Below are 22,145 nucleotides of genomic sequence, written 5' to 3' on the forward strand. Positions count from 1 at the left end.
TGGCCGATAATGCTGGAAATGACGGATTTTTTGAACGGATTTGACGATGCAGCAACCACAGGCAAATTCCGGTATCCAGTCGCGCGCCACGCGCGGGCGGGTCAAGGATGCTCCCTCCGGCCACTGGGTCTATCGCGTTCTGCCGCAATCGCTCTGGCCCTATGCGCAGCTTGCCCGCTGGGATCGCCCGATCGGCTGGCAGCTTCTGCTATGGCCATGCTGGTGGTCGGCGGCACTTGTTGCCGGAGCGGGCGCAAGGCCGGGCGACGGCGCGTGGTCCGTCATGCCTTCGTTGTGGCACCTCGTCCTGTTCCTGATCGGCGCCATCGCCATGCGCGGCGCTGGCTGCACTTATAACGATCTGGTCGATCAGGACATCGACGACCAGGTGGATCGTACCCGTTCGCGTCCGCTGCCTTCGGGGCAGGTGACGCGTCGTCAGGCGAGGCTGTTTCTCGTCTTGCAGGCGCTGGTTGGTCTCGCGGTGGTCTTGCAGTTCAACTGGTTTTCCATCGGGCTCGGCATTTTCTCGCTTCTGATCGTCGCAGCCTATCCCTTCATGAAGCGCATTACCGACTGGCCCCAATTCGTGCTGGGCCTCGCCTTCTCGTGGGGCGCGCTCATGGGGTGGGCGGCGGTAGAAGGCTCGCTCAGCCTCGCGCCGGTGCTGCTTTATATCGGCGCGATCCTCTGGACCATCGGCTATGACACCATCTATGCCCATCAGGACAAGGAAGACGATGCTCTGGTCGGCGTGCGTTCCACGGCGCGGCTGTTCGGCAAACATACGAAAACGGCCTTGATGGTGCTCTATGGCGGGGCAATCGGCTTTTTCGCGGCGGCTTTCGCCGTGGCGCAGGTGCCGATGCCCGCGCTTGCCGGCCTGCTCGCGGCGGGTGTGCATCTTTATCGCCAGATCACCGTGCTCGACATCGATAATCCGGACCAGTGCCTGCGGCTCTTCAAGTCCAACAATATCGTTGGCTGGCTGGTCTTTCTCGGCCTCGTGCTGGGCAGCCTCTGGGTCGCGATCAAGCCGATTGTCTAACGACCCGGCGCCTCGGGATGAGGCGCGCGGGCAGTTTTCCACGGTTACGGATAGAGCCGTTCCTTGTTCCAGTCGCCTTCCGGTGCCGGACGCGTGAAGAGCACGCGGTCATGCAGGCGGAAGGGCCGGTCGTGCCAGAACTCTATCGAGACCGGACGGATGCGGAAGCCCGACCAGTAGGACGGGCGGGGAATGTCGCCGATGGCATATTTCGCGGTATATTCGGCCACCGCCTTTTCCAGCGCGAAGCGGCTTTCCAGCGGGCGGGATTGTTTCGAGGCCCAGGCGCCGATGCGGCTGCCGCGCGGCCGCGAGGCATAATAGGCGTCGGCTTCGGCGTCGCTGACCTTTTCCACGGGGCCGCGCACGCGCACCTGACGGCGCAGTGTCTTCCAGTGAAAGCACATCGCGGCCTTCCGGGTCGACAGGATTTCCTGCCCCTTCATGCTTTCGTAATTGGTATAGAAAACGAACCCCCTCTCGTCGAAATCCTTGAGCAGCACCATGCGCACATTCGGCAGGCCGTCAGGATCGACGGTCGCAAGCGCCACCCCGTTCGGATCGTTCGGCTCGCTTTTGGTCGCGTCGGCCAGCCATTCTGCGAAGAGCTGGAACGGCTGGGAGGATTCGGTGAAATCGTCGCTTGGGTTTGTCATGGTCCTGGTTCTTTGAACGGGGCTTGTGGAATGCTTCGCCCGCCAGCCGTTGAAGGAATCTTCGCTCCGGCACGATGCGGCGCGAGCTTCTTCCATAATCGCCGCTTTGTCCATGGCTTTGCCGGGATGTGTGGTCGCAGGCGAAGCGGAATATAAAAAGCCGGGAACATCGTCTCATGGATAACCAGACTACGATGTTGGGCGTTGTGCTCCGATTCCGATTTGTTTACCTTTCCGGCGAACCGCTTGTTAACTCAGCTTCATCCATAATCCCGGCATTTATAGCGTGTAAGAATAAGGGAATAGCGTTGGCCGTCGAAACTGCCCGCCGTCACACACTTGTCGGAACCTCTGGCCGCGGCCTGACGGCTTTGCGCAATGCCGCTCTGGGTATCTGCATTCTCTCGCTCGGCGGCTGCGCCATGGGCGGGGTGAGCATTGAAAAGGCCGTGCCCGATTCTTCCACCATCACCGGTTCGATACAGCAGTCGCAGCCCGTAGAGACCGACACGGGACAGCTTTCCGATCAGTCGGCGATCAGAAATGTGGTTTCCGCGCTCAATTTCACGGAATGGGGCAAGAAACCGGTTCCATGGGCCAATCCCGACACGGGTAGTCAGGGCACGATCACGGCGATTGCGGAGAACAACCGGGACGACCGGATTTGCCGTGAATTCGAAACCTCGCGTGAAGCCTTCGATGGCGTTTCGATCTATCGCGGCGAAACCTGTATGCAGCGCGGCGGTCAGTGGACGGTGACGTCCTTCGCGCCGATCTGAAAAGAAACGGGCTGCCAGACTGGAACTTTGCCCGCCATATGCGCATATTATGGGTAACGAGTCATGCTCACCTCACAGACTTTTTCCTGAAAGAGGAACTATATGCGCGATCCCTATAGCGTGCTGGGCGTCGCCAAAACGGCGAAGCCCGAAGAGATAAAATCGGCCTTTCGCAAGCTGGCCAAAAAGCACCACCCGGATCAGAACAAGGATGATCCGAAAGCGCAGGAGCGCTTCGCAGAACTGAACCAGGCCTATGAAATCGTGGGCGACAAGGACAAGCGCGGTCAGTTCGACCGCGGCGAGATCGATGCGGAAGGCAAGCCCGCCTTCCAGGGTTTTTCCGGCGGGCAGGGCTTTGGCGGCGCGCATGGCGACCCGTTCGCGGGTTTCAGGCAGGGTGGCGGCGGCAGTAGCCACTTTGAATTTCGTTCCGGTCCGGGCGGTTTCCAGCAAGGCGGTGCGGAAGACATTCTGAACGATCTTTTCGGCGGCGCTTTCGGTGGAGGCGCCCGCGCCGGTGGCGCGCGCCAGCGCGGCCCGGTCAAGGGGGCGGACCTTTCGGCCTCCATCGAGATCACGCTGGAACAGGCTGCCGGTGCGGAGAAGGTCGAAGCCATTTTTCCGAATGGCAGGCATCTGAAAATCAAGCTGCCGCGATATGTCGAAGACGGCCAGACCATCCGCCTCAAGGGGCAGGGTGAGCCGATGATGGGTGGTACGGCTGGCGATGCGCTGGTGACGATCCGTTTCAAGCCGCATTCGCGCTTCCGTCTGGAGGGGCGTGACGTTCATGTGGATCTGCCGGTGGATCTCGCCGACGCGGTTCTGGGCGGCAAGCAGGAAATCGAAACGCTTGACGGCCGCATTGCGGTGCGGGTCCCGGCCTGGTCGAGTTCGGACCGCGTGCTCCGGCTGAAGGAAAAGGGCCTTCCGCTCAAGACGAGCGGGCGCGGCGATATTTATGTCCATGTGCGCATCATGCTGCCCGAAGGCGGCGACACGGAACTGGAAGAGTTCCTGCAAAAGCGCAAACAGGCCTGAGAGCGTCTTCAACCGTTTGAAGCCGGATGTTGTCTCTTTGCGTCAGTAAAGTGACAATGCCCGGCTTTTTCGCTGCAATTGCTTGAAGGTAAGGCGAGCCTGTGCGATAGGGCAACAAGTTAATTGTTTTCAATGAGGACCCTTAATGACCGCACAGTCAGGTTTGTTGCAGGGCAAGCGTGGATTGATTCTGGGCGTCGCCAACAACCGCTCCATCGCATGGGGTATTGCCAAGGCCGCTCGCGATGCAGGCGCAGAGCTCGCATTCACCTATCAGGGCGATGCATTGAAGAAGCGCGTCGAGCCGCTGGCCGAAGAGCTTGGCGCCTTCGTTGCCGGACATTGCGACGTGGCGGACGCCGCCAGCATCGACGCGGTTTTCGAAACGCTTGAGAAGAAGTGGGGCAAGCTGGACTTCGTCGTTCACGCCATCGGTTTTTCCGACAAGGACGAACTGACGGGCCGTTATGTCGATACGTCCGAAGCCAACTTCTCCAACACCATGCTGATTTCGGTCTATTCGCTGACGGCGATTTCCCGCCGCGCGGAAAAGCTGATGAGCGATGGCGGCTCGATCCTGACGCTGACCTATTACGGCGCCGAGAAGGTCATGCCGAATTACAACGTCATGGGCGTGGCCAAGGCCGCGCTTGAAGCCAGCGTGAAATATCTGGCCGTCGACCTCGGTCCGCAGAATATCCGCGTCAATGCGATTTCCGCCGGCCCGATCAAGACGCTTGCCGCTTCGGGCATCGGCGATTTCCGCTACATTCTCAAGTGGAACGAATATAACGCGCCGCTGCGCCGTACCGTCACCATCGATGAAGTGGGCGATGTCGGGCTTTATTTCCTCTCCGACCTGTCGCGCTCGGTGACCGGCGAGGTGCACCACGCCGATAGCGGCTACCATGTCATCGGCATGAAGGCCGTGGACGCGCCCGACATTTCGGTCGTGAAGGACTGAAGCGAGGAATATGAAATCCCGAAAAGTTGACCGGCTTTTCGGGATTTTTCTTTGTCTTTCCCCATGTGGGGAAGCTATCCAGCTATGATTGACGGCAGATGGGGTAGGGCAGTGGCTCGGGAGATCATCTATTTTTCGCGCCACGGCGAGACGGACTGGAATGTCTCGCAGCGCATTCAGGGACAGCTCGATATCGATATCAATGCGCATGGGCGCGCACAGGCCGACCGGAATGGCGATCTTCTGAAATCGCTGCTCGGGGATGGCGCCGGTTTCGATTTCGTCGCAAGCCCACTGCGCCGCACACGCGAAACCATGGAACGTATCCGCCTGCGCATGGGGCTCGACCCTTATGATTACCGCACCGACCCGCAACTGATGGAAGTCAATTTCGGCGACTGGCAGGGCTTCATGATGGAAGACATTGCCAGGGAGCGCGAGGATCTTCTGGAGAGCCGTGCCCGCGACAAGTGGAACTTCGTGCCGCCGGGCGCAACCGCCGAAAGCTACATGGAACTGTCGCGTCGGATCGGGCGCTGGGTCGAGGCCGTGGAATGGCCGACCGTCTGCGTCACGCATGGCGGCTGCATCCGCACGCTGTTCTATCTTTACGGTGATATGGACGGCCACGCCGCCGCCAACCTCTCGATCCCGCAGGACAGGATCTTGAAGTTCGAAAGCGGCAAGCTTGAATGGCTATAGAGCATTTCCGACCAAGGCCGAAACCGCTGCCGTGACGCTCAGGCGGTCTTTCCGCGAGCGACCTTTTCTCCAGCTTCCTTGGTGAAGGAAGCAACGGGATTTTCCAGAAGATCGAGAACCAGTTCCGACGGGCGGCAAAGCTTCGTTCCGCGCGGTGTCTCCACGATGGGCCGGTTGATGAGGATCGGGTGCTCCATCATGAAATCGACAAGCTCGCTGTCGGTCCATTTCGGATCGGCCAGGCCAAGCTCGGCATAGGGCGTGCCTTTTTCGCGCAGCAACTGCCGGGGCGTCATCTTCATGGCTGACAGCAATTGCAGGAGCTTTTCGCGAGACGGCGGATTGTGCAGATATTCGATGACGACGGGTTCCTCACCGCTCTCCCGGATCATCGCGAGCGTGTTGCGCGAGGTGCCGCATTTCGGGTTATGGTAGATTGTGATGGTCATCTGGCTTTTCCCGTTCGAGCGCTTTGCCGTGACCGCGTGAGGCCGACCCCTTTCAGAATCGGAATCTCGAAATCGCAGATTACGGCGCTTCCTGAATATCGGTGATAAAGCGCGTACTGTCGACCACATCATAGATGATGATGACCTTCATGCCCTGGTTGATCGCGCTGTAATCGAATTCGCCGGGCAGCTTGTAGGTCTCGCCGTCATCCAGCGTAATGGTTTCGCTATCCTTGTTGATGCCGGTGATCTTGCCTTCGGCATCGTCGGCCATGGCTACCGTCGAGAAAAGCGAAGCTATGATGAGGATTAATCCGACCAGATAATGCATGACTTCCGTTCCTTTGGTTGTGCCTCGGGTTGGGTTGTCGCCTGACCGATTCGACACGATTGCCGCGGATTGATACTTCAGCACACCGCGCCTGATATCCCACAGTGTAGCGTGGGGAATGTGTCAAAAAAAATGCCGGATATTGATCTCCATGAGGAAAATTCACGTTCTGAGGGAGCTTGATTTGACCGGACCCGAAAAGCCCAATAAAACCGCGTCGTAAAGTAGCTGCTATCGGGTTGCGGATTCATGTCCCGGCCGGATCATCGTAATCAGGCGCCCGCGCATGTCTCATAATAGTTTCGGTCATCTGTTCCGCGTTACCACCTGGGGCGAAAGCCACGGTCTGGCGCTTGGCTGCGTCGTTGACGGCTGCCCGCCCGGCATCACCTTTACGGAAGCCGAAATCCAGTCTTATCTGGACAAGCGCAAGCCCGGCCAGTCGAAATATACAACCCAGCGCCGCGAACCCGATCAGGTGCGTGTCCTGTCCGGCGTGCTTCTCGGCGAAGACGGCGTGACCATGACGACCACCGGCACGCCGATTTCCATGATGATCGAGAATACCGATCAGCGCTCCAAGGATTATGGCGACATTGCCCGCCAGTACCGCCCGGGCCATGCCGATTATACCTATGACGTCAAATACGGCATCCGCGACTATCGCGGCGGCGGACGCTCTTCCGCGCGAGAAACGGCAGCCCGCGTGGCGGCGGGCGCCATCGCGCGCAAGATCGTGCCGGGACTTGAGGTCAAGGGCGCGCTGGTATCCATGGGCGTGCACGGTATCGACCGCCGTCGCTGGAACTGGGCGGAAGTGGACAACAATTCCTTCTTCTCGCCGGATGCCGGTTCGGTTGAGCTGTTCGCGGACTATCTCGATGGCATTCGCAAGCAAGGCTCGTCGGTCGGCGCGGTCATCGAGATCGTGGCCGAGGGCGTTCCTGCTGGTATAGGCGCGCCGATCTATGGCAAGCTCGATCAGGATATTGCGAGCCTTCTTATGTCCATCAACGCCGTCAAGGGCGTGGAAATCGGCAATGGTTTTGAGGCATCGCGGCTGACCGGCGAGGAAAATGCCGACGAGATGCGCATGGGCAATGACGGCGAGCCACTGTTCCTGTCCAATCATGCGGGCGGTATTCTGGGCGGCATCGCCACGGGCGCGCCGGTGGTGGCGCGCTTTGCCGTGAAGCCGACTTCGTCCATCCTGACCCCGCGCCGTTCCATCGACAAGGACGGCAAGGAGGTGGATGTGATGACGAAAGGCCGGCACGACCCTTGCGTGGGTATCCGCGCCGTGCCGATCGGCGAAGCTATGGTGGCTTGCGCCATTGCCGATCATTATCTGCGTCACCGCGGCCAGACAGGCCGCGTCTAATCAAGATGGGGCCAGACAGGCCGCGTTTGAAACCATACGGCCGGACTGGCCGAACCCGACCGACGATTGGGCCCGTTGGTTATCTGTAATATCGAGGTCGAAATGAGCTATAATCAAAAACAGGTCGTGGATGCGCTTCGCGCGTTCGAGCGTGGCGAAATCGTCGTCGTGATGGACGATGACGGGCGTGAAAACGAGGGCGACCTGATCGTCGCGGCCGTGCATTGCACACCGGAAAAGATGGCCTTCATCGTGCGCCATACCTCCGGCATCGTCTGCACCCCGATGACCCGCGAGGAAGCGAGGCGCCTCAACCTGGCGCCGATGGTCGCGGAAAACGAATCCGCACACACGACCGCCTTCACGGTTACGGTCGATTACCGCCATGGCACCACGACCGGCATCTCCGCCGAAGACCGTACCCTGACCGTGCGCAACCTGGCCAATCCGAACGCCGGCGCCTCGGATTTCGTGCGCCCCGGCCATATTTTCCCGCTTGTCGCGCGCGAAGGCGGCGTCCTGATGCGTTCCGGCCATACGGAAGCCGCGGTCGATCTGTGCAAGCTCGCCAACCTGCCGCCCATCGGCGTGATCTGCGAGTTGGTCAATGATGATGGCACGGTCAAGCGCGGCCCGGATGTGAAGGCCTTTGCCGAAGAGCACAAGCTGCACCGCGTTACCGTTGCCGATCTCATCGCCTACCGCCAGCGCAAGGAAACGCTGATCAGGCGCGTCGGCGATGCGTCGGTCTCGACCTGTGCGGGAGCGGCCCATGCCTATACTTACGAACTGCCGTGGGAGCCGATGCAGCATGTTGCCGTGGTGTTCGGAGACATTCGCGATGGTGAGGACGTGCCGGTCCGCCTGCATCGCGAGGATGTGCTGAACGACGTGTTCGGGAAGGGCGGCAGCAATCTCGACGAGATCATGACGCGCATGAGCAAGGAAGGCCGCGGCGTGCTGGTTTATCTGCGCGAAGGTTCGGTCGGCGTGCGTGCCGATCACCACGACGCTCGCGCCCGCGACACGATCCAGAGCGACCATGAAAGCCACGCGGAAGCGATTGCACGCGAGGAAGAATGGCGCCAGATCGGCCTCGGAGCCCAGATTCTCAAGGACCTTGGCATCACCTCCATCGTGCTGCTGGCATCGCGTGAGCGTCACTATGTCGGTCTGGAAGGCTTCGGCATCAACATTGCCCGTACCGAGATTATCTGAAGTATCTTTAACGCTGGCGCATTGGATGTCATGCTTATGCGCCAGTCAGATGCTATAGTGAGCATATGACGACAAGGCTTTACTGGCATCCCATCTATCTCGAACATCTGACCCCGCCCGGCCATCCCGAGCGCCCGGATCGAATCCGGGCCTTGATGAGCGAGCTGGAAGGGCCGGATTTCTATCGGCTCGACCGGGTTGAAGCCCCGCGTGCCGACGAAGCCGCTATTCTGCTTGCCCATCCGGAAGAGCATCTGGAGGCCGTGCGGGGGAATATACCGGAACCCGTCGGGGATGAGGAAGCGAAAGAGCCTGTCGTCCGGCTGGATGGCGACACCTATGTCAGCCCCAGGAGCATGGATGCCGCGCTGACGGCCATCGGCGCGGCCACGGCGGCGGTGGATGACGTGTTTTCAGGCGCGGCGAACAATGTCTTCGTGGCGGCGCGTCCGCCCGGCCATCACGCCGAACGCACGACGGCCATGGGTTTCTGTCTGTTCAACAATATTGCAATCGCCGCCCGTCACGCGCAGCGTCGTCACGGCGCGGAGCGTATCGCCATCGTGGACTGGGATGTTCATCACGGCAACGGCACGCAGGATATTTTCAAGGACGATTCGACGGTTCTTTTCTGTTCGACGCATCAGTTTCCGCTCTATCCCGGCACCGGTGCGAAGGACGAAACCGGCGTCGGAAACATTTTCAATGCGCCGCTGTCGCCCAATAGCGGCAGCCGGGAATTTCGCGAGGCCTTCAATAGTCGTGTATTGCCTGCCTTGGACAATTTCCGGCCAGATTTGATCCTTATTTCGGCGGGCTTCGATGCGCATTTTCGCGACCCGCTGGCTGAGATCAACCTCGATGAGTCGGATTTCGACTGGGCCACAGGCAAACTCATGGAACGGGCGGAAAGGTTCTGCGATCACCGACTGGTGAGTGTGCTTGAAGGTGGATATGATCTAGAAGGCTTGTCGCAGTCCGCGTCTGCGCATATGACGCGGCTGTTGAAAGGATAAATTATGGTAACCGAAACTTCTAACGCCGACATTGCAGTCATGAGCTTCGAGGATGCGCTCAAGCAGCTTGAAAAGATCGTCGACGATCTGGAACGGGGCGATGTGGCGCTGGAAGAATCCATTCGCATCTATGAACGCGGCGAAGCCTTGAAGAAGCATTGCGACATGCTTTTGAAATCCGCTGAGGACAAGGTCGAAAAAATCCGTATCGGCCGCGATGGCCAGCCGGTTGGAACCGAGCCGCTCGATCCTGAATAACCCTGTCAGAACAGAGCCTTGAGCTGGGCGACATAAGGCGCGAGAACGCCGCTCAGCATATAGGGGCCAAGGCCCCAGACAAGCGTCCACCCCACCGCGCCAACCACATTGGCGGCCAGGAAATGCAGCGGGTTCATCTTCATCGAACCCGCGACGATACCGTTCAACTGGCGCAGAAGCACGACGAAACGGGCAGTCGCAACGACATAGATTCCCTTCGCGTCGAAATGTTTCTCGAACTGCTCAAGCCGTTCCGGCGTGAGCTTCACCAGATGGCCGTAGCGCAGGAGCAGGCGGCGTCCTCCGAATCGCCCGATCAGGTAGCCGGTGCTGTCGCCGAGTACCGCGCCGACGAAAACCGCAATCAGGACAGTTTCGATGTGCAAGGTCCCTTGCAGGGCCAGAAGCGAGCTTGCGATGAGCGCGCTTTCGCCGGGAAGCGGCGCGCCGAAAGATTCGAAATAGACGATAAGGAACAGCGCCAGCGCACCATAGGCGGCGATAGACGATTGCAGAAAACTCATTGATTTGCGGGTCTTTCGGCAAACGGAAACAGAAAGGCCAAGATACGCCGACCTGATTCAAATCAGGGCGGCGCTCTAACAAAGCCCGAAATTTACCATTATTCCATCAGCCGATGGAACGCTTGCCGGTAATTGCATGGTAGGCCCACAACACGATGATTGAGCCGACAATCGCAATGACAATGCTGATCGGGTCGAAAGCGCCAGTGACGCCACGTCCAAAAAGCTGAGACGAAATCACACCGCCGACGATTGCGCCGACAATGCCCAAGGCGATGTCCAGGAACAGGCCCTGGCCACTTTTATTGACGATCTTGCTGCCGATGAAGCCGGCAATCAGGCCGAGTATTATCCAGCTTATAACAGACATCTAATATCTCCCAAGCGCATTTACACTTTTTGCAACGCGTATTCGGGAAATTTTCACAATGCTTCAAAATTTGCAAGGTATAATGCTTGTCAAAAGATTTGGTCTGTTTAGGGTCAGGACTTATTAATTTGGTGGAAATGGTGTGAGGCCATCCGCCTGGATACGAGGAGAAAAGGCGAAGGAAATGTGGTTCATTTTCGAGACTTTACGACAAAGTAGCCGGGCGGATGGACCACATCCTTCGGACACCGAAATGCCAAGGCCGGAAATTGGTGATCTGCGGCGTCAAGCCGCTCAACCGGGGGAATTACCCCGTTTTTCGCGTCTTTCCTTGCAGTTCTTGTCATTTCAGGTGCCATTTTCATCAAATTAATAAGTCCTGACCCTAACTTTAACTTACCGAATGCCCGCTGGCATCGGACAATAGGGAGTATCGTGTGATGGGAAGCTATGACGACAATTCCGGCAATTCGCCAATCCCCGGCGGAAGTCTTGCCAAGCCGGTGATGATTGCGCTGGGCGCTCTGCTGATCGGCAAGATGCTGAAGGGAAACAGCGACGAGCCCGCGGAAACCCAGGCTCAACCGGTGCCGGATCATTCGCAGGCGGGCGGCGGTCTGCTCGGTGGAATTCTCGGCGGCCTTGGCGGTCTGCTTGGCGGCGCGGCCGCGGGCAATGCATCTGCCGCGCCCGCGCCGGGACCTCTGGGCGGTGGCCTTGGCGGTCTTCTCGACCAGTTGAAGCAGGCCGGGCTTGGTGAAAAGGTCGATTCATGGGTCGGGCAGGGCGAAAATCATTCGATCGAACCCGGTCAGCTCGGCGATGCCCTCGGCCAGAAGACACTCGGCGAAATTGCAGCCCATGCCGGTATCGATCAGCAGGATCTGCTCAATCAGCTCTCGCAGGTCCTGCCTGGCCTCGTAGACAAGCTGACGGCCAATGGTCAGGTTCCCGATACCAACGCACTTTCCAAGCTGCTCCAGGGCCGCTGAAGGCTCGCCACTGGCAAACACAGGAACCGCACCGCTTGCCGGTGCGGTTTTGTTTTGGCCGATACGTGTCAAACATCTTCGTTTGATTTGGCAGATCGCCTATATTGAGGGCGCAAACAGCGACAGGAGTGCGTTTCATGAGCTTCTTCCCATGCCCCGATCCGATATTGGGCGACACGACGACAGTGGATGCGATTGAGACGCTGGTCATACCGCGCACGAGCGACATTGGCGGGCTGGAAGTGCGCCGTGCCCTGCCCACCGTCCGGCGCAGGTTGGTCGGGCCGTTCATCTTCTTCGACAGGATGGGGCCTGCGGTCCTTCGCGATGGCGATGCGCTCGACGTGCGTCCCCATCCGCATATCGGTCTTTCGACCGTGACATATCTTTTCGATGGCCATATCCGGCATCGCGACAGCCTGGGTACCGAGATGGTCATCAAGCCCGGCGATGCGAACCTGATGACGGCGGGCAGGGGCATCGTCCATTCCGAGCGTTCGCCGGAAGAGGAGCGCAACGGCCCCTTGTCGATTTCCGGCATTCAGACATGGCTGGCCCTGCCGGAAAAATTCGAGGAAACCGATCCGCGCTTCCATCATACCAATGCGCCCGACCTGCCGCTGATGGAAGATCGTGAATTCAGGGGGCGTCTCGTCATCGGTGCGATGCACGGCCTGTCCTCTCCGGTCATCCAACATGCCGAAACGCTTTATGCTGACATCGAAGTGCTGCCCGGCGGCCGCTTTCACATTCCGCCGACGACCGAGGAACGCGCGATCTATACGCTGAGAGGCAATGTCGGGATCGGCGGCGAAGTGTTCCCGCCCGACCGGCTTCTGGCTTTCCGTCCGGGGGACGATATTGTCGTTCAGGCGGGGCCTGAAGGCGCTCATTTCATGTTGTTCGGCGGTGCGGCGCTGGGTTCGAAACGCTATGTCTGGTGGAATTTCGTATCGTCTTCGAAGGAGCGCATCGAACAGGCGAAGGAGGAATGGCGCAGCGGCCGTTTCGATATCGTGCCGGGCGACGAGAAAGAATTCATACCTTTGCCCGAATGATATGCCCCGATTGATATGCCCCGGTTGATATACCCCAGTTTGATATACATTGACGATGTGAACGAACTGGGCCGTGCCTTTGGCTTGATCCGGGCGCGCTGCTGCTATACCCGTCAGTTGAGAGAAACCAATAACAGGTTGTTTTGATGCCTCGACCCACCACCCCGTTGCTCGATAAGGCCCCGACGCCGCAGGCCCTTCGCGCGCTGCCGGAACAGGACCTGCCGCAACTGGCGGATGAACTGCGCGCCGAACTGATCGACGCGGTTTCCACGACGGGTGGGCATCTGGGCGCGGGGCTTGGCGTCGTCGAACTGACGGTTGCCCTTCATCACGTCTTCAACACGCCGCATGATCGCATTATCTGGGATGTCGGGCATCAGGCCTATCCGCACAAAATCCTGACCGGGCGGCGTGACCGCATTCGCACGCTTCGTCAGGAAGGCGGGCTTTCCGGCTTCACCAAACGTGCCGAAAGCGAATATGATCCGTTTGGAGCCGCCCATTCCTCGACATCGATTTCAGCCGGTCTGGGTATGGCTGTCGCGTCGGAGCTTTCGGGTGAGAAACGCAATGTCATTGCCGTCATCGGCGACGGTTCCATGTCGGCAGGCATGGCCTATGAGGCGATGAACAATGCCGGTGCGCTCGATGCGCGGCTCATCGTCATCCTCAACGACAACGATATGTCCATTGCCCCGCCGACCGGCGCGATGAGCGCCTATCTGGCGCGTCTCGTTTCCGGCCGCACCTATCGCAGCGTGCGCGAGGCGGCGAAGCAGATCGCGAAGAAGCTGCCGAAGTTTCTGCAGGACAAGGCGCGCAAGTCGGAAGAATTTACGCGTGCCTTCTTCACCGGCGGCACGCTTTTCGAGGAACTGGGCTTCTATTATGTCGGCCCGATCGACGGTCATAATCTCGACCATCTGCTGCCGATCCTGAAAAACGTGCGCGACACGCAGGAAGGTCCGGTCCTGATCCATGTGGTGACGCAGAAGGGCAAGGGCTATGCGCCCGCCGAAGCCGCCGCTGATAAATATCACGGCGTCAACAAGTTCGATGTCATCACCGGCAAGCAGGCAAAGCCGCCCGCGAATGCGCCGAGCTATACCAAGATTTTCGGCACCAGCCTGATCGAAGAGGCGCGCCACGACGACAGGATCGTCGCGATCACCGCCGCCATGCCGTCCGGCACGGGACTCGATCTCTTCGGCGAGGTCTTCCCGAAGCGCACTTTCGATGTCGGCATTGCCGAGCAGCACGCGGTTACTTTCGCGGCGGGGCTGGCAAGCGAAGGCTACAAACCGTTCTGCGCCATCTACTCGACCTTCCTCCAGCGCGGTTACGATCAGGTCGTGCATGACGTGTCGATCCAGAACCTGCCCGTGCGCTTTCCCATCGACCGCGCCGGTCTGGTCGGCGCGGACGGCCCGACCCATGCGGGTTCGTTCGATACCGGCTTTCTTGCCGCCCTTCCGGGTTTCGTGGTGATGGCCGCTTCCGATGAGGCGGAACTGCGCCATATGGTGCGCACCGCCGCCGAATATGACGAAGGCCCGATTTCCTTCCGCTATCCGCGCGGCGACGGTGTCGGTGTCGATCTGCCGGAGCGCGGCTCGGTGCTTGAAATCGGCAAGGGCCGGATCGTGCGCGAAGGCAACAAGGTTGCACTTCTGTCCTTCGGTACACGTTTGCAGGAATGCCTCGCCGCCGCCGACGAACTGGTAGCCGCCGGTCTTTCGACCACGGTTGCCGATGCGCGCTTCGCCAAGCCGCTCGACCACGATCTGATCCGCCGCCTCGCGCGCGAGCATGAAGTGCTCGTCACGATCGAAGAAGGGGCTGTTGGCGGTTTCAGTAGCCATGTGCTGCAATTCCTTGCCAGGGACGGTCTTCTGGATCGCGGCCTCAAGGTGCGTGCGCTGACCTTGCCCGACATCTATCAGGACCACGGCAAGCCGGACGCCATGTATGCCAGCGCCGGTCTGGACCGTGCGGGCATCGTGCATACGGTCTTCGCGGCTTTGGGCCGCGAGGAAATCGTGACGCCATTTCGCGCCTGACAGATGAACGACCAGCCTGTCGACAGCCGTCCGCGCCTCGATCAGTTGCTGGTCGAGCTTGGGCTTTTTACAACGCGTTCGCGAGCCCGCGACGCGATCCAGCGCGGAACGGTCAAGGTGGAGGGCAACCCCGTCACCAAGCCCGGCCAGACGGTTGCACGTAGCGCACGGATCGCGGTGGACGACCCTGCGAGCAATTACGTGTCACGCGCAGCGCTGAAGCTGGTCGCCGCGCTCGATCGTTTCAGCCTCGACGTGAAGGGCCTGATCGCGCTCGATATCGGCGCATCGACGGGCGGCTTTACGCAGGTTCTGCTGGAGCGCGGCGCGGAGCATGTGCTTGCCGTCGATGTGGGCCACGATCAGCTTCATGAGAGCCTGCGCGGCGATGCCCGCGTCACCAGCATGGAAGGGGTGAACGCTCGCGCTTTGGAAGCATCCCAACTCGGCGGGCGCGACATTGGCTGCGTGGTGTCGGATGTGAGTTTCATTTCGCTGAAACTGGCCTTGCCCCCGGCATTGGCCTTTGCGCAAAAAGGTGCTATCTGCGCGCTTCTCGTGAAGCCGCAATTCGAAGCCGGTCGCGAGGCTATCGGCAAGGGCGGTATCCTGCGCAATTCGGCGGACGGCGAACGCATTGCGGAAGAACTGAAATCATGGCTGGAAACGCAGGCCGGATGGCGTGCGCTCGGCCTCTGTCCGTCGCCCATCGAAGGCGGTGACGGCAACCGTGAATATCTCCTGGCGGGAAAGAAAGATCGATGACAATGATGGGCCAGATTACAATCCGCTCTATGGGTGCGGGTGGCGATGGCGTTGCCAATCTTCCCGACGGTCAGGTCTATGTGCCTTTCACGCTGCCGGGCGAGGTGGCCAATGTGGCGCGCGACAGGAACCGGGCGACGCTCATGGCGCTGCTTCAGCCCTCGCCGGAGCGTCAGGCGCCGGCCTGCCAGCATTTCGAATCCTGCGGCGGCTGCGCGTTGCAGCATTGGCAGGACGAGCCTTACAGGCTCTGGAAGCGCGAGCTTGTAGCCTCCGCGCTCCGGGGCAGGGGGCTTGAGGTCGAGCTTGATCCGCTCGTTGCCTGTGCGCCGCATTCGCGGCGGCGTGCGGTTTTCGCCCTTCGCAAGACCGAGCGCGGCGTATTGCTCGGCTTCAATCGTCATCTGAGCCACGAAATCATCGACATCGCCGAATGTCCGGTAACGGTGCCGGAAATCACCGCACGTCTCGATGATCTGCGTGAGGTGGGAAACCTGCTTGCGCCCGGCTCCAGGCCGTTTCGGCTGGCGGCGACGCTGACCGCATCGGGTCTCGACCTTGCGGCGAGCGATTGCGGCAGGCTGGACGACGACCAGCGCCGCGCGCTGACTGCGCTCGTGATCCGAAAAGGTTTTGCGCGCCTGTCGCATGAGGGCGAAATCATCGTCGAGCCGAAAAAGCCGGTCGTTCATTTCGGCAAGGTGCCCGTGCCGGTGCCGCCCGGCTGTTTCCTGCAGGCAACTGCGGAAGCGGAAGAAGCCATGGCTTCGCTGGTGCTCGCCCATGTCGGCAAGGCCAAGCGTGTCGCCGACCTTTTCTGCGGTGTCGGCACATTCGCGCTCAGACTGGCCGAGAAAAGCGCGGTCCACGCGGTTGAAAACGACGCGGCGGCTCTGGCTGCGCTCGACCGTGGTGTACGCCATGTTCAGGGACTGAAACCCGTCTCGGTGGAGCGCCGCGATCTGTTCCGCCGTCCGCTGATGCCGAAGGAGCTTCTGCCTTATAACGCCGTGGTTTTCGATCCACCGCGTGCTGGCGCTGAAGAACAGGCGCTGGAACTTGCCAAATCGAAGGTGGAGAGGGTGGTCGCGGTTTCGTGCAACCCGGTGACGCTGGCCCGCGATCTCGCTATTCTGGTGAAGGGCGGTTATCGCATCACCCACGTCACGCCCATCGACCAGTTTCTGTGGTCACCGCATGTGGAAGCGGTGGCGACATTGGTGAAGAGATAAGGGAATAGGGGAATATGTTTTGAGGAAGAGCGCGGGTTTGCGCGAAGCAAACATACTGCCTTGCTCCCCTATTCCCTTACTCCCCTAAACTCACATCTTCTCGATGATCTTCTGATCGCCCTCGCGGGGCCTGCCATTGGCGGCGAGAATGGCGGGAACGATATCTTCCGCCTTGTCGATCACCAGCGGCTGGACCTGATGGGCGGTATGAAGGAAACCTTCCGCGCGCATGTGGTCGAGCAGGGAAAGCATTGGCTGCCAGAAATTATTGATATTGGCGAAGACCATCGGCTTGCGGTGCTTGCCGAGCTGACCCCAGGTCATCATTTCCACGATTTCCTCGACCGTGCCGATGCCGCCGGGAAGCGTGACGAAGGCGTCCGACTTCTGGAACATCAGATGCTTGCGCTCGTGCATGTCGCCGACGACGATCAGTTCGGTCAGCGTCTGCGCCTTTTCAAGACTGGCTTCCTTGTCGAGCAGAAAGGTCGGGATGATGCCGGTGACTTCGCCGCCAGCTTCCATCACGCCTTGCGAGACCGCGCCCATGATGCCGCGCGTGCCGCCGCCATAGACGAGGCGGATGCCGTGTTCGGCAAGCGAACGGCCAAGCGTCAGACCAGCTTCGCGATAGATGGGGTTCAGGCCCGTGGAAGAGCCGCAATAAACACAAATGGATCGAATCTCGGACATGGAGTTTCTTGTGCGCTTTTGGCCGTTCAGCGTCAAGCGTTCGTAACCCTGCGCTGCCTGTCTGGACATCCGGGGCGATTATTATATCTCAACGCCTGTGTACTCCAATTGAGAAAGTGGATTGGCATGAAGAAATGGATTGTTTTTCCGGTTCTGGCACTGGTCGCTTCGACGGCGTCGGCGGGCGAGATCAACATCGGGTTGCCGGACGATACCGAAGTGACCACCAATTCCGTCCTCTATAAATGCGGCGAGAAAAATGTCTCGGTAACCGAGGGTCAGGACCTGATAATTTGATGGAAATGGCACCTGAAATGACAAGAACTGCAAGGAAAGACGCGAAAAACGGGGTGGTTCCCCCGGTTGAGCGGCTTGACGCAGCAGATCACCAGTCATTTCGGTGTCCGAAGGATGTGGTCCATCCGCCCGGCTACAGCGTTGAAAAGTCTCGAAAATGAACCACATTTCCTTCGCCTTTTCTCCTCGTATCCAGACGGATGGCCTCACACCATTTCCACCAAATTAACAGGTCCTGACCCTATTACAATGCGGGTGAAATTTCGCTTGCTGAACTGGAATTCGAGGACGAAACGGTCGTTGCCTCCAACGTCATTTCCGGGTCGGGGGCGAAATATGCGGGCGGCGTCTATATCTGGTGGACGAAGGGCGATACGGCCGATCTCTATAACCTCATGGACGATCCGGACCAGTCTAAGCCGACAAACTGTGTAGAACAGTAATCCTGTCGATAAAATGCCTCGTACCTTTTGCTGTTTCGGTGCAGATTTCTTGTGGGGGGAAGCCAAAAGCTATAAACCCGTTATTATAGTCTCTGGCGTGGATTTCGAAACGAAATGCAAAAGAACAGGTATGGATTGCTCGGCATCGGGCTCGTCGCAATTGCTGTCGGGCTGGGCCTCTACTGGAATGCAGCACGATTCCGGATCGATCTGCCGCAGTCGGATGTTGCCGCGCCGGTAACGAGTGATGCGCCGTCGGCATCGTTGCCAGTCGAAACTGCCGGCACGCCCGAAGCGGCCAAGCCTGCCGGGAATGCCGTCCTAAACGAGGCGAAGCCGCAGGAAGCTGCGCCTGTGGAACCGGCCGGACAGGCTGAGGCCGTTCCAGCCGAGGCGCAGAACAAGACGCCGGTTTTCGACATCCTGCGGGTCGAGCCGGATGGTTCTGTCGTGATAGCGGGCAAAGCGCTACCCAATGCGGATATCGAGGTCGTGGCGGGCGCGACGGTTGTCGGCAAGGCCAGAGCCGGAGCCAACGGCGATTTCGCGGTCGTGCTCGACCAGCCTTTGAAACCCGGCGACCATCAACTCGTCCTGCGCTCCACCGGTGCGGACAACGATGTCGCCACCTCGGCCCAGACGGCGATCGTATCCGTGCCGGAGGCAAAATCGGGGCAGGTTCTGGCGCTGGTCGAAGAGCCGGGCGAGGCGAGCCGCCTCATCACCAAGCCGGAAACGGCGCCCCAGCCTCAGCAAAATGGCCAAGCCGCGCCCGATGCCGCACCAGGGGCCGCACCCGGGGCTGCCGCCAAGGCCGACAGGCCGCAAGCCAAACCGGCGCAGGATCTGCCCATATCCATCGAGGCGGTCGAGATTGAAGGCCAGTCCGTGTTCGTTGCGGGTCAGGCGAAGGGCGGCAATCGCGTGATCGTACACGCCAACGATATATTGCTCGGCGCAAGCCCCGTTTCGCCGGACAGCCGCTTCCTCGTGCAGAGCAAGCAGCCGCTGAAGGTTGGCGACTATATCATTCGCGCCGACCTGCTCGATAATGACGACCGGGTTCTGGCGACCGCCCGCGTTCCGTTCCGCCGCGAGGCGGGTGAGAATATTTCTGCCGTGGCTTCCGATACGGACGGCCAGACAGCGGCTCCGGCGGATACCGGGGCCGGGGAAGATGCTTCATCGGCAACGCCGCTTCAGAAAGTCGAGGGATCGGTCATCATACGCCGCGGAGACAATCTCTGGACCATCTCCAAGCGGACCTATGGCAGGGGCACGCGCTATACGACGATCTATCTCGCCAACCGCGACCAGATTCGCAACCCGGACCTCATCTGGCCGGGGCAGGTGTTCAACATGCCGAAGGAACCGCTGGGAGATGACGAGGTCAAGCGGCAGATGGAAAAACGCTGACTTGAGAGCCTGAATCGACGGCAGATTGTTTTCATGTTTTGCTGCGTCTTTGGAAAGAATGCCGCAAAATCTTGAAATGTTGAGAATAATCGTATATCGTCGATATACGATGAAAGTTTCCACCGGAAAGCAATCCGCAATAAAGCCCGATCTGCGGGAATTGGGCGAGGGAGATGAAGACGCGGCGCGCATCTATGCGGCGCTGGGTCATCCCGTTCGTATAACCATTCTCCGTCAGCTTGTTCTCGAGGATGCGTGTTGCTGCAAGGATATCGTCGGCAAGCTGGATCTTGCCCAGTCCACCGTCTCACAGCATCTGAAGGTTCTCGTGCAGTCTGGGCTGGTCGACTACCGGCCCGAGCGCCAGACGTCGCGCTACAGTATCAACTGGCCGCAACTGGCCGTTATTCGGACGCATCTTGCCGCTTTTGCCGGTGACTGCTGCGTCAGTTCTACGTGATTTGAAAGATATTATCATGAGCTCCCCCAAAACGGTTTCCGCCGACTCTGGCGAAACGCTCAAGACGCTGCAAAATCTGTGGCCCTATATGTGGCCGTCCGACAGACCCGATCTGCGGATGCGCGTGGTCTGGGCTACCTTCTATCTGGTGATTTCCAAGATCGTTCTCATTCTTGTCCCCTATTTCTTCAAATGGGTGACGAATGCGCTCAACGGCCAGCTTGATGCGCCGGACTACATCCCGCTCTTTCTGGTCGGCGCGGTCATGCTGGTGCTGGCCTATAATGCCGCCAAGATCGTGCAGGCCGGTCTTAATCAGCTTCGCGACGCGCTCTTTGCCAGCGTCGGCCAATATGCCGTCCGCCAGCTTGCCTACCGGACGTTCGTGCATATGCATCAGCTCTCGTTGCGCTTTCACCTGGAGCGGCGCACGGGTGGGCTTTCGCGTGTTATCGAGCGCGGCACAAAGGGCATCGAGACCATTGTTCGTTTCACGATCCTGAACACCCTGCCGACCATTCTGGAATTCGCACTCACTGCGGTGATCTTTGCCGCCGTCTATGGATTTTCCTATCTGGCGGTGGTGGCCGCGACGGTGTGGCTCTACACGTGGTTCACGATCAAGGCCAGCGACTGGCGCATCAGCATTCGCCGCGAGATGAACGATTCCGATACCGACGCCAACACGAAGGCCATCGACTCGCTTTTGAATTTCGAGACAGTCAAATATTTTGGCAATGAAGCGATGGAAGCGAAGCGCTTCGATGCCTCCATGGCGCGCTATGAGAAGGCGGCGACGCAGACCTGGACCTCGCTCGGCTGGCTGAACTTCGGCCAGGCTGTTATTTTCGGCGCCGGCATGGCGGTCGTGATGGTCATGTCCGCACTGGAAGTGCAGGCCGGCACGCAATCCATAGGCGATTTCGTTTTCATCAACGCCATGCTGATGCAGCTTTCAATTCCCCTCAACTTCATCGGCTTCATCTATCGTGAAATCCGTCAGGGACTGACCGATATCGAGCAGATGTTCGATCTTCTGGATGTGAAGCAGGAAGTAAGCGACAGGCCGAACGCTCCGGCGCTCGACGTCGACAAGGGGGCAATTCGTTTCGAGGATGTGCATTTCGCCTATGATTCAAACCGCCCGATCCTCAAGGGGATCAGCTTTGAAGTACCGGCGGGCAAAACGGTGGCGATTGTCGGCCCGTCGGGTGCGGGCAAGTCCACCATCTCGCGTCTCCTGTTCCGTTTTTACGATATTCAATCCGGTTCCGTGACGATTGACGGTCAGGATGTGCGCGATGTCACGCAGGAGAGCCTGCGCAAGGTCATCGGCATGGTTCCTCAGGATACGGTGCTGTTCAACGACTCCATTGCCTACAATATTCGCTACGGCCGCACCGATGCGAGCGATGAAGAGGTGCAGAAGGCTGCGGAACTGGCGCAGATCGCGGGCTTCATCCAGCAATTGCCGGAAGGCTACCAGTCGATGGTTGGGGAACGCGGCCTGAAGCTTTCCGGTGGTGAGAAACAGCGCGTGGCCATCGCGCGCACCATTCTCAAGGCGCCGCCGATCCTGATTCTCGATGAGGCGACTTCGGCGCTCGATACGGCCACCGAGCAGGAAATCCAGTCGGCGCTCGACGTCGTCAGCCGTGGCCGCACGACGCTGGTCATCGCGCACCGTCTTTCGACGGTCATCGGCGCGGATGAAATCATCGTGCTCAAGGATGGTCTTATCGCGGAACGCGGCACCCACCGGGTGCTTCTCAAACACAAGGGGCTTTACGCGTCGATGTGGGATCGCCAGCGCGAGGCGGATGCGGCGGAGGAACGCCTGCGTCAGGTGCGCGAAAACGACAATATGGGCGTGGTCGTACGGGGAGCGCCGGCGGCGGAGTAGTGGGTGCATTGACGGTTTTGTATATCAGGGCATGATCACATACCCTGACAGCCGTGAATAATTTGCGAAATAGATTTCGATTC

Annotated in this window: 24 protein-coding genes and 1 pseudogene; 19 read left to right on the top strand and 6 right to left on the bottom strand. The window is 59.5% G+C overall.

Annotated features, from left to right (window positions below):
• Window positions 1-46: 46 nt before the first annotated feature.
• Window positions 47-1,048 carry a 4-hydroxybenzoate octaprenyltransferase gene (gene ubiA / locus FHS76_RS15920; RefSeq protein WP_183654813.1) on the top strand — a complete coding sequence of 334 codons (1,002 nt, stop codon included), beginning with the start codon at window positions 47-49 and terminating at the stop codon, window positions 1,046-1,048.
• 44 nt (window positions 1,049-1,092) lie between these two features.
• Here the strand turns inward: ubiA and pdxH are convergent, their stop codons facing one another.
• Window positions 1,093-1,704 carry a pyridoxamine 5'-phosphate oxidase gene (gene pdxH, locus FHS76_RS15925; RefSeq protein WP_183654816.1) on the bottom strand — a complete coding sequence of 204 codons (612 nt, stop codon included), beginning with the start codon at window positions 1,702-1,704 and terminating at the stop codon, window positions 1,093-1,095.
• Window positions 1,705-2,066: 362 nt separating this feature from the next.
• Between pdxH and FHS76_RS15930 the strand changes: the two genes are divergently transcribed.
• The 4 genes from FHS76_RS15930 to FHS76_RS15945 all read left to right on the top strand — a co-directional run bounded on the left by FHS76_RS15930 (window position 2,067) and on the right by FHS76_RS15945 (window position 5,193).
• Window positions 2,067-2,483, top strand: coding sequence for an RT0821/Lpp0805 family surface protein (locus FHS76_RS15930; RefSeq protein ID WP_328700512.1), 417 nt, complete (start codon window positions 2,067-2,069; stop codon window positions 2,481-2,483).
• A gap of 102 nt (window positions 2,484-2,585) precedes the next feature.
• Window positions 2,586-3,527 (top strand): DnaJ C-terminal domain-containing protein, encoded by a 942-nt coding sequence (locus FHS76_RS15935; protein WP_183654819.1) that lies wholly within the window; start codon window positions 2,586-2,588, stop codon window positions 3,525-3,527.
• Window positions 3,528-3,672: 145 nt separating this feature from the next.
• Window positions 3,673-4,491, top strand: a complete 819-nt coding sequence (fabI, locus tag FHS76_RS15940; protein WP_183654822.1) for an enoyl-ACP reductase FabI — start codon at window positions 3,673-3,675, stop codon at window positions 4,489-4,491.
• A gap of 111 nt (window positions 4,492-4,602) precedes the next feature.
• On the top strand, window positions 4,603-5,193 hold the full coding sequence (locus tag FHS76_RS15945; RefSeq protein WP_183655131.1) for a histidine phosphatase family protein: 591 nt from the start codon (window positions 4,603-4,605) through the stop codon (window positions 5,191-5,193).
• A 38-nt stretch (window positions 5,194-5,231) separates the two neighbouring features.
• Here FHS76_RS15945 and arsC read toward each other — a convergent pair whose 3' ends face one another.
• Both arsC and FHS76_RS15955 read right to left on the bottom strand, forming a co-directional pair.
• The gene (gene arsC, locus FHS76_RS15950) at window positions 5,232-5,642 is read right to left on the bottom strand and encodes an arsenate reductase (glutaredoxin) (protein ID WP_183654825.1); all 411 of its coding nucleotides are present in this window, start codon (window positions 5,640-5,642) and stop codon (window positions 5,232-5,234) included.
• Window positions 5,643-5,721: 79 nt separating this feature from the next.
• Complete coding sequence (locus FHS76_RS15955; protein ID WP_183654828.1) at window positions 5,722-5,973, bottom strand: DUF1344 domain-containing protein; 252 nt, start codon at window positions 5,971-5,973, stop codon at window positions 5,722-5,724.
• Window positions 5,974-6,259: 286 nt separating this feature from the next.
• Between FHS76_RS15955 and aroC the strand changes: the two genes are divergently transcribed.
• The 4 genes from aroC (at window position 6,260) to FHS76_RS15975 (ending at window position 9,846) form a co-directional block, all read left to right on the top strand.
• Window positions 6,260-7,354: a chorismate synthase gene (gene aroC, locus FHS76_RS15960; RefSeq protein WP_183654843.1), complete on the top strand. Its 1,095-nt coding sequence runs from the start codon at window positions 6,260-6,262 to the stop codon at window positions 7,352-7,354.
• 102 nt (window positions 7,355-7,456) lie between these two features.
• Window positions 7,457-8,572 (top strand): 3,4-dihydroxy-2-butanone-4-phosphate synthase, encoded by a 1,116-nt coding sequence (gene ribB, locus FHS76_RS15965; RefSeq protein WP_183654846.1) that lies wholly within the window; start codon window positions 7,457-7,459, stop codon window positions 8,570-8,572.
• Between the two features lie 65 nt (window positions 8,573-8,637).
• On the top strand, window positions 8,638-9,588 hold the full coding sequence (locus tag FHS76_RS15970; protein WP_183654849.1) for a histone deacetylase family protein: 951 nt from the start codon (window positions 8,638-8,640) through the stop codon (window positions 9,586-9,588).
• Window positions 9,589-9,591: 3 nt separating this feature from the next.
• Complete coding sequence (locus tag FHS76_RS15975) at window positions 9,592-9,846, top strand: exodeoxyribonuclease VII small subunit (RefSeq protein ID WP_183654851.1); 255 nt, start codon at window positions 9,592-9,594, stop codon at window positions 9,844-9,846.
• Window positions 9,847-9,851: 5 nt separating this feature from the next.
• Here FHS76_RS15975 and FHS76_RS15980 read toward each other — a convergent pair whose 3' ends face one another.
• A complete protein-coding gene (locus FHS76_RS15980; RefSeq protein WP_183654854.1) occupies window positions 9,852-10,370 on the bottom strand; it encodes a DedA family protein in 519 nt (172 codons plus the stop codon).
• Between the two features lie 106 nt (window positions 10,371-10,476).
• On the bottom strand, window positions 10,477-10,740 hold the full coding sequence (locus FHS76_RS15985; RefSeq protein ID WP_183654857.1) for a GlsB/YeaQ/YmgE family stress response membrane protein: 264 nt from the start codon (window positions 10,738-10,740) through the stop codon (window positions 10,477-10,479).
• A gap of 440 nt (window positions 10,741-11,180) precedes the next feature.
• Between FHS76_RS15985 and FHS76_RS15990 the strand changes: the two genes are divergently transcribed.
• The 5 genes from FHS76_RS15990 (at window position 11,181) to FHS76_RS16010 (ending at window position 16,850) form a co-directional block, all read left to right on the top strand.
• Window positions 11,181-11,732, top strand: a complete 552-nt coding sequence (locus FHS76_RS15990; RefSeq protein ID WP_183654860.1) for a YidB family protein — start codon at window positions 11,181-11,183, stop codon at window positions 11,730-11,732.
• A gap of 137 nt (window positions 11,733-11,869) precedes the next feature.
• Window positions 11,870-12,790 carry a pirin family protein gene (locus tag FHS76_RS15995; RefSeq protein ID WP_183654863.1) on the top strand — a complete coding sequence of 307 codons (921 nt, stop codon included), beginning with the start codon at window positions 11,870-11,872 and terminating at the stop codon, window positions 12,788-12,790.
• Between the two features lie 146 nt (window positions 12,791-12,936).
• Window positions 12,937-14,853: a 1-deoxy-D-xylulose-5-phosphate synthase gene (gene dxs / locus FHS76_RS16000; RefSeq protein WP_183654866.1), complete on the top strand. Its 1,917-nt coding sequence runs from the start codon at window positions 12,937-12,939 to the stop codon at window positions 14,851-14,853.
• Between the two features lie 3 nt (window positions 14,854-14,856).
• On the top strand, window positions 14,857-15,618 hold the full coding sequence (locus tag FHS76_RS16005) for a TlyA family RNA methyltransferase (RefSeq protein WP_183654869.1): 762 nt from the start codon (window positions 14,857-14,859) through the stop codon (window positions 15,616-15,618).
• Between the two features lie 2 nt (window positions 15,619-15,620).
• Window positions 15,621-16,850 carry a class I SAM-dependent RNA methyltransferase gene (locus FHS76_RS16010; RefSeq protein ID WP_183655134.1) on the top strand — a complete coding sequence of 410 codons (1,230 nt, stop codon included), beginning with the start codon at window positions 15,621-15,623 and terminating at the stop codon, window positions 16,848-16,850.
• 90 nt (window positions 16,851-16,940) lie between these two features.
• Here the strand turns inward: FHS76_RS16010 and FHS76_RS16015 are convergent, their stop codons facing one another.
• Window positions 16,941-17,543 carry an LOG family protein gene (locus tag FHS76_RS16015; protein ID WP_183654871.1) on the bottom strand — a complete coding sequence of 201 codons (603 nt, stop codon included), beginning with the start codon at window positions 17,541-17,543 and terminating at the stop codon, window positions 16,941-16,943.
• A 126-nt stretch (window positions 17,544-17,669) separates the two neighbouring features.
• On the opposite strand from FHS76_RS16015, the gene FHS76_RS16020 reads away from it, so the two are divergent.
• The 5 genes and pseudogenes from FHS76_RS16020 to FHS76_RS16040 all read left to right on the top strand — a co-directional run bounded on the left by FHS76_RS16020 (window position 17,670) and on the right by FHS76_RS16040 (window position 22,062).
• Window positions 17,670-17,840, top strand: a complete 171-nt coding sequence (locus tag FHS76_RS16020) for a hypothetical protein (protein WP_183655138.1) — start codon at window positions 17,670-17,672, stop codon at window positions 17,838-17,840.
• 242 nt (window positions 17,841-18,082) lie between these two features.
• Window positions 18,083-18,283 (top strand): annotated as a pseudogene (locus FHS76_RS16025) (MliC family protein); the annotation flags it as partial.
• A gap of 114 nt (window positions 18,284-18,397) precedes the next feature.
• Window positions 18,398-19,699 carry an Ig-like domain-containing protein gene (locus FHS76_RS16030; RefSeq protein ID WP_183654875.1) on the top strand — a complete coding sequence of 434 codons (1,302 nt, stop codon included), beginning with the start codon at window positions 18,398-18,400 and terminating at the stop codon, window positions 19,697-19,699.
• A 109-nt stretch (window positions 19,700-19,808) separates the two neighbouring features.
• The gene (locus tag FHS76_RS16035) at window positions 19,809-20,159 is read left to right on the top strand and encodes an ArsR/SmtB family transcription factor (protein ID WP_235992714.1); all 351 of its coding nucleotides are present in this window, start codon (window positions 19,809-19,811) and stop codon (window positions 20,157-20,159) included.
• A gap of 16 nt (window positions 20,160-20,175) precedes the next feature.
• Window positions 20,176-22,062 carry an ABCB family ABC transporter ATP-binding protein/permease gene (locus tag FHS76_RS16040; RefSeq protein WP_183654880.1) on the top strand — a complete coding sequence of 629 codons (1,887 nt, stop codon included), beginning with the start codon at window positions 20,176-20,178 and terminating at the stop codon, window positions 22,060-22,062.
• Window positions 22,063-22,145 lie beyond the last annotated feature (83 nt).

This window comes from Brucella daejeonensis (assembly GCF_014199265.1).
GTDB lineage: Bacteria > Pseudomonadota > Alphaproteobacteria > Rhizobiales > Rhizobiaceae > Brucella > Brucella daejeonensis.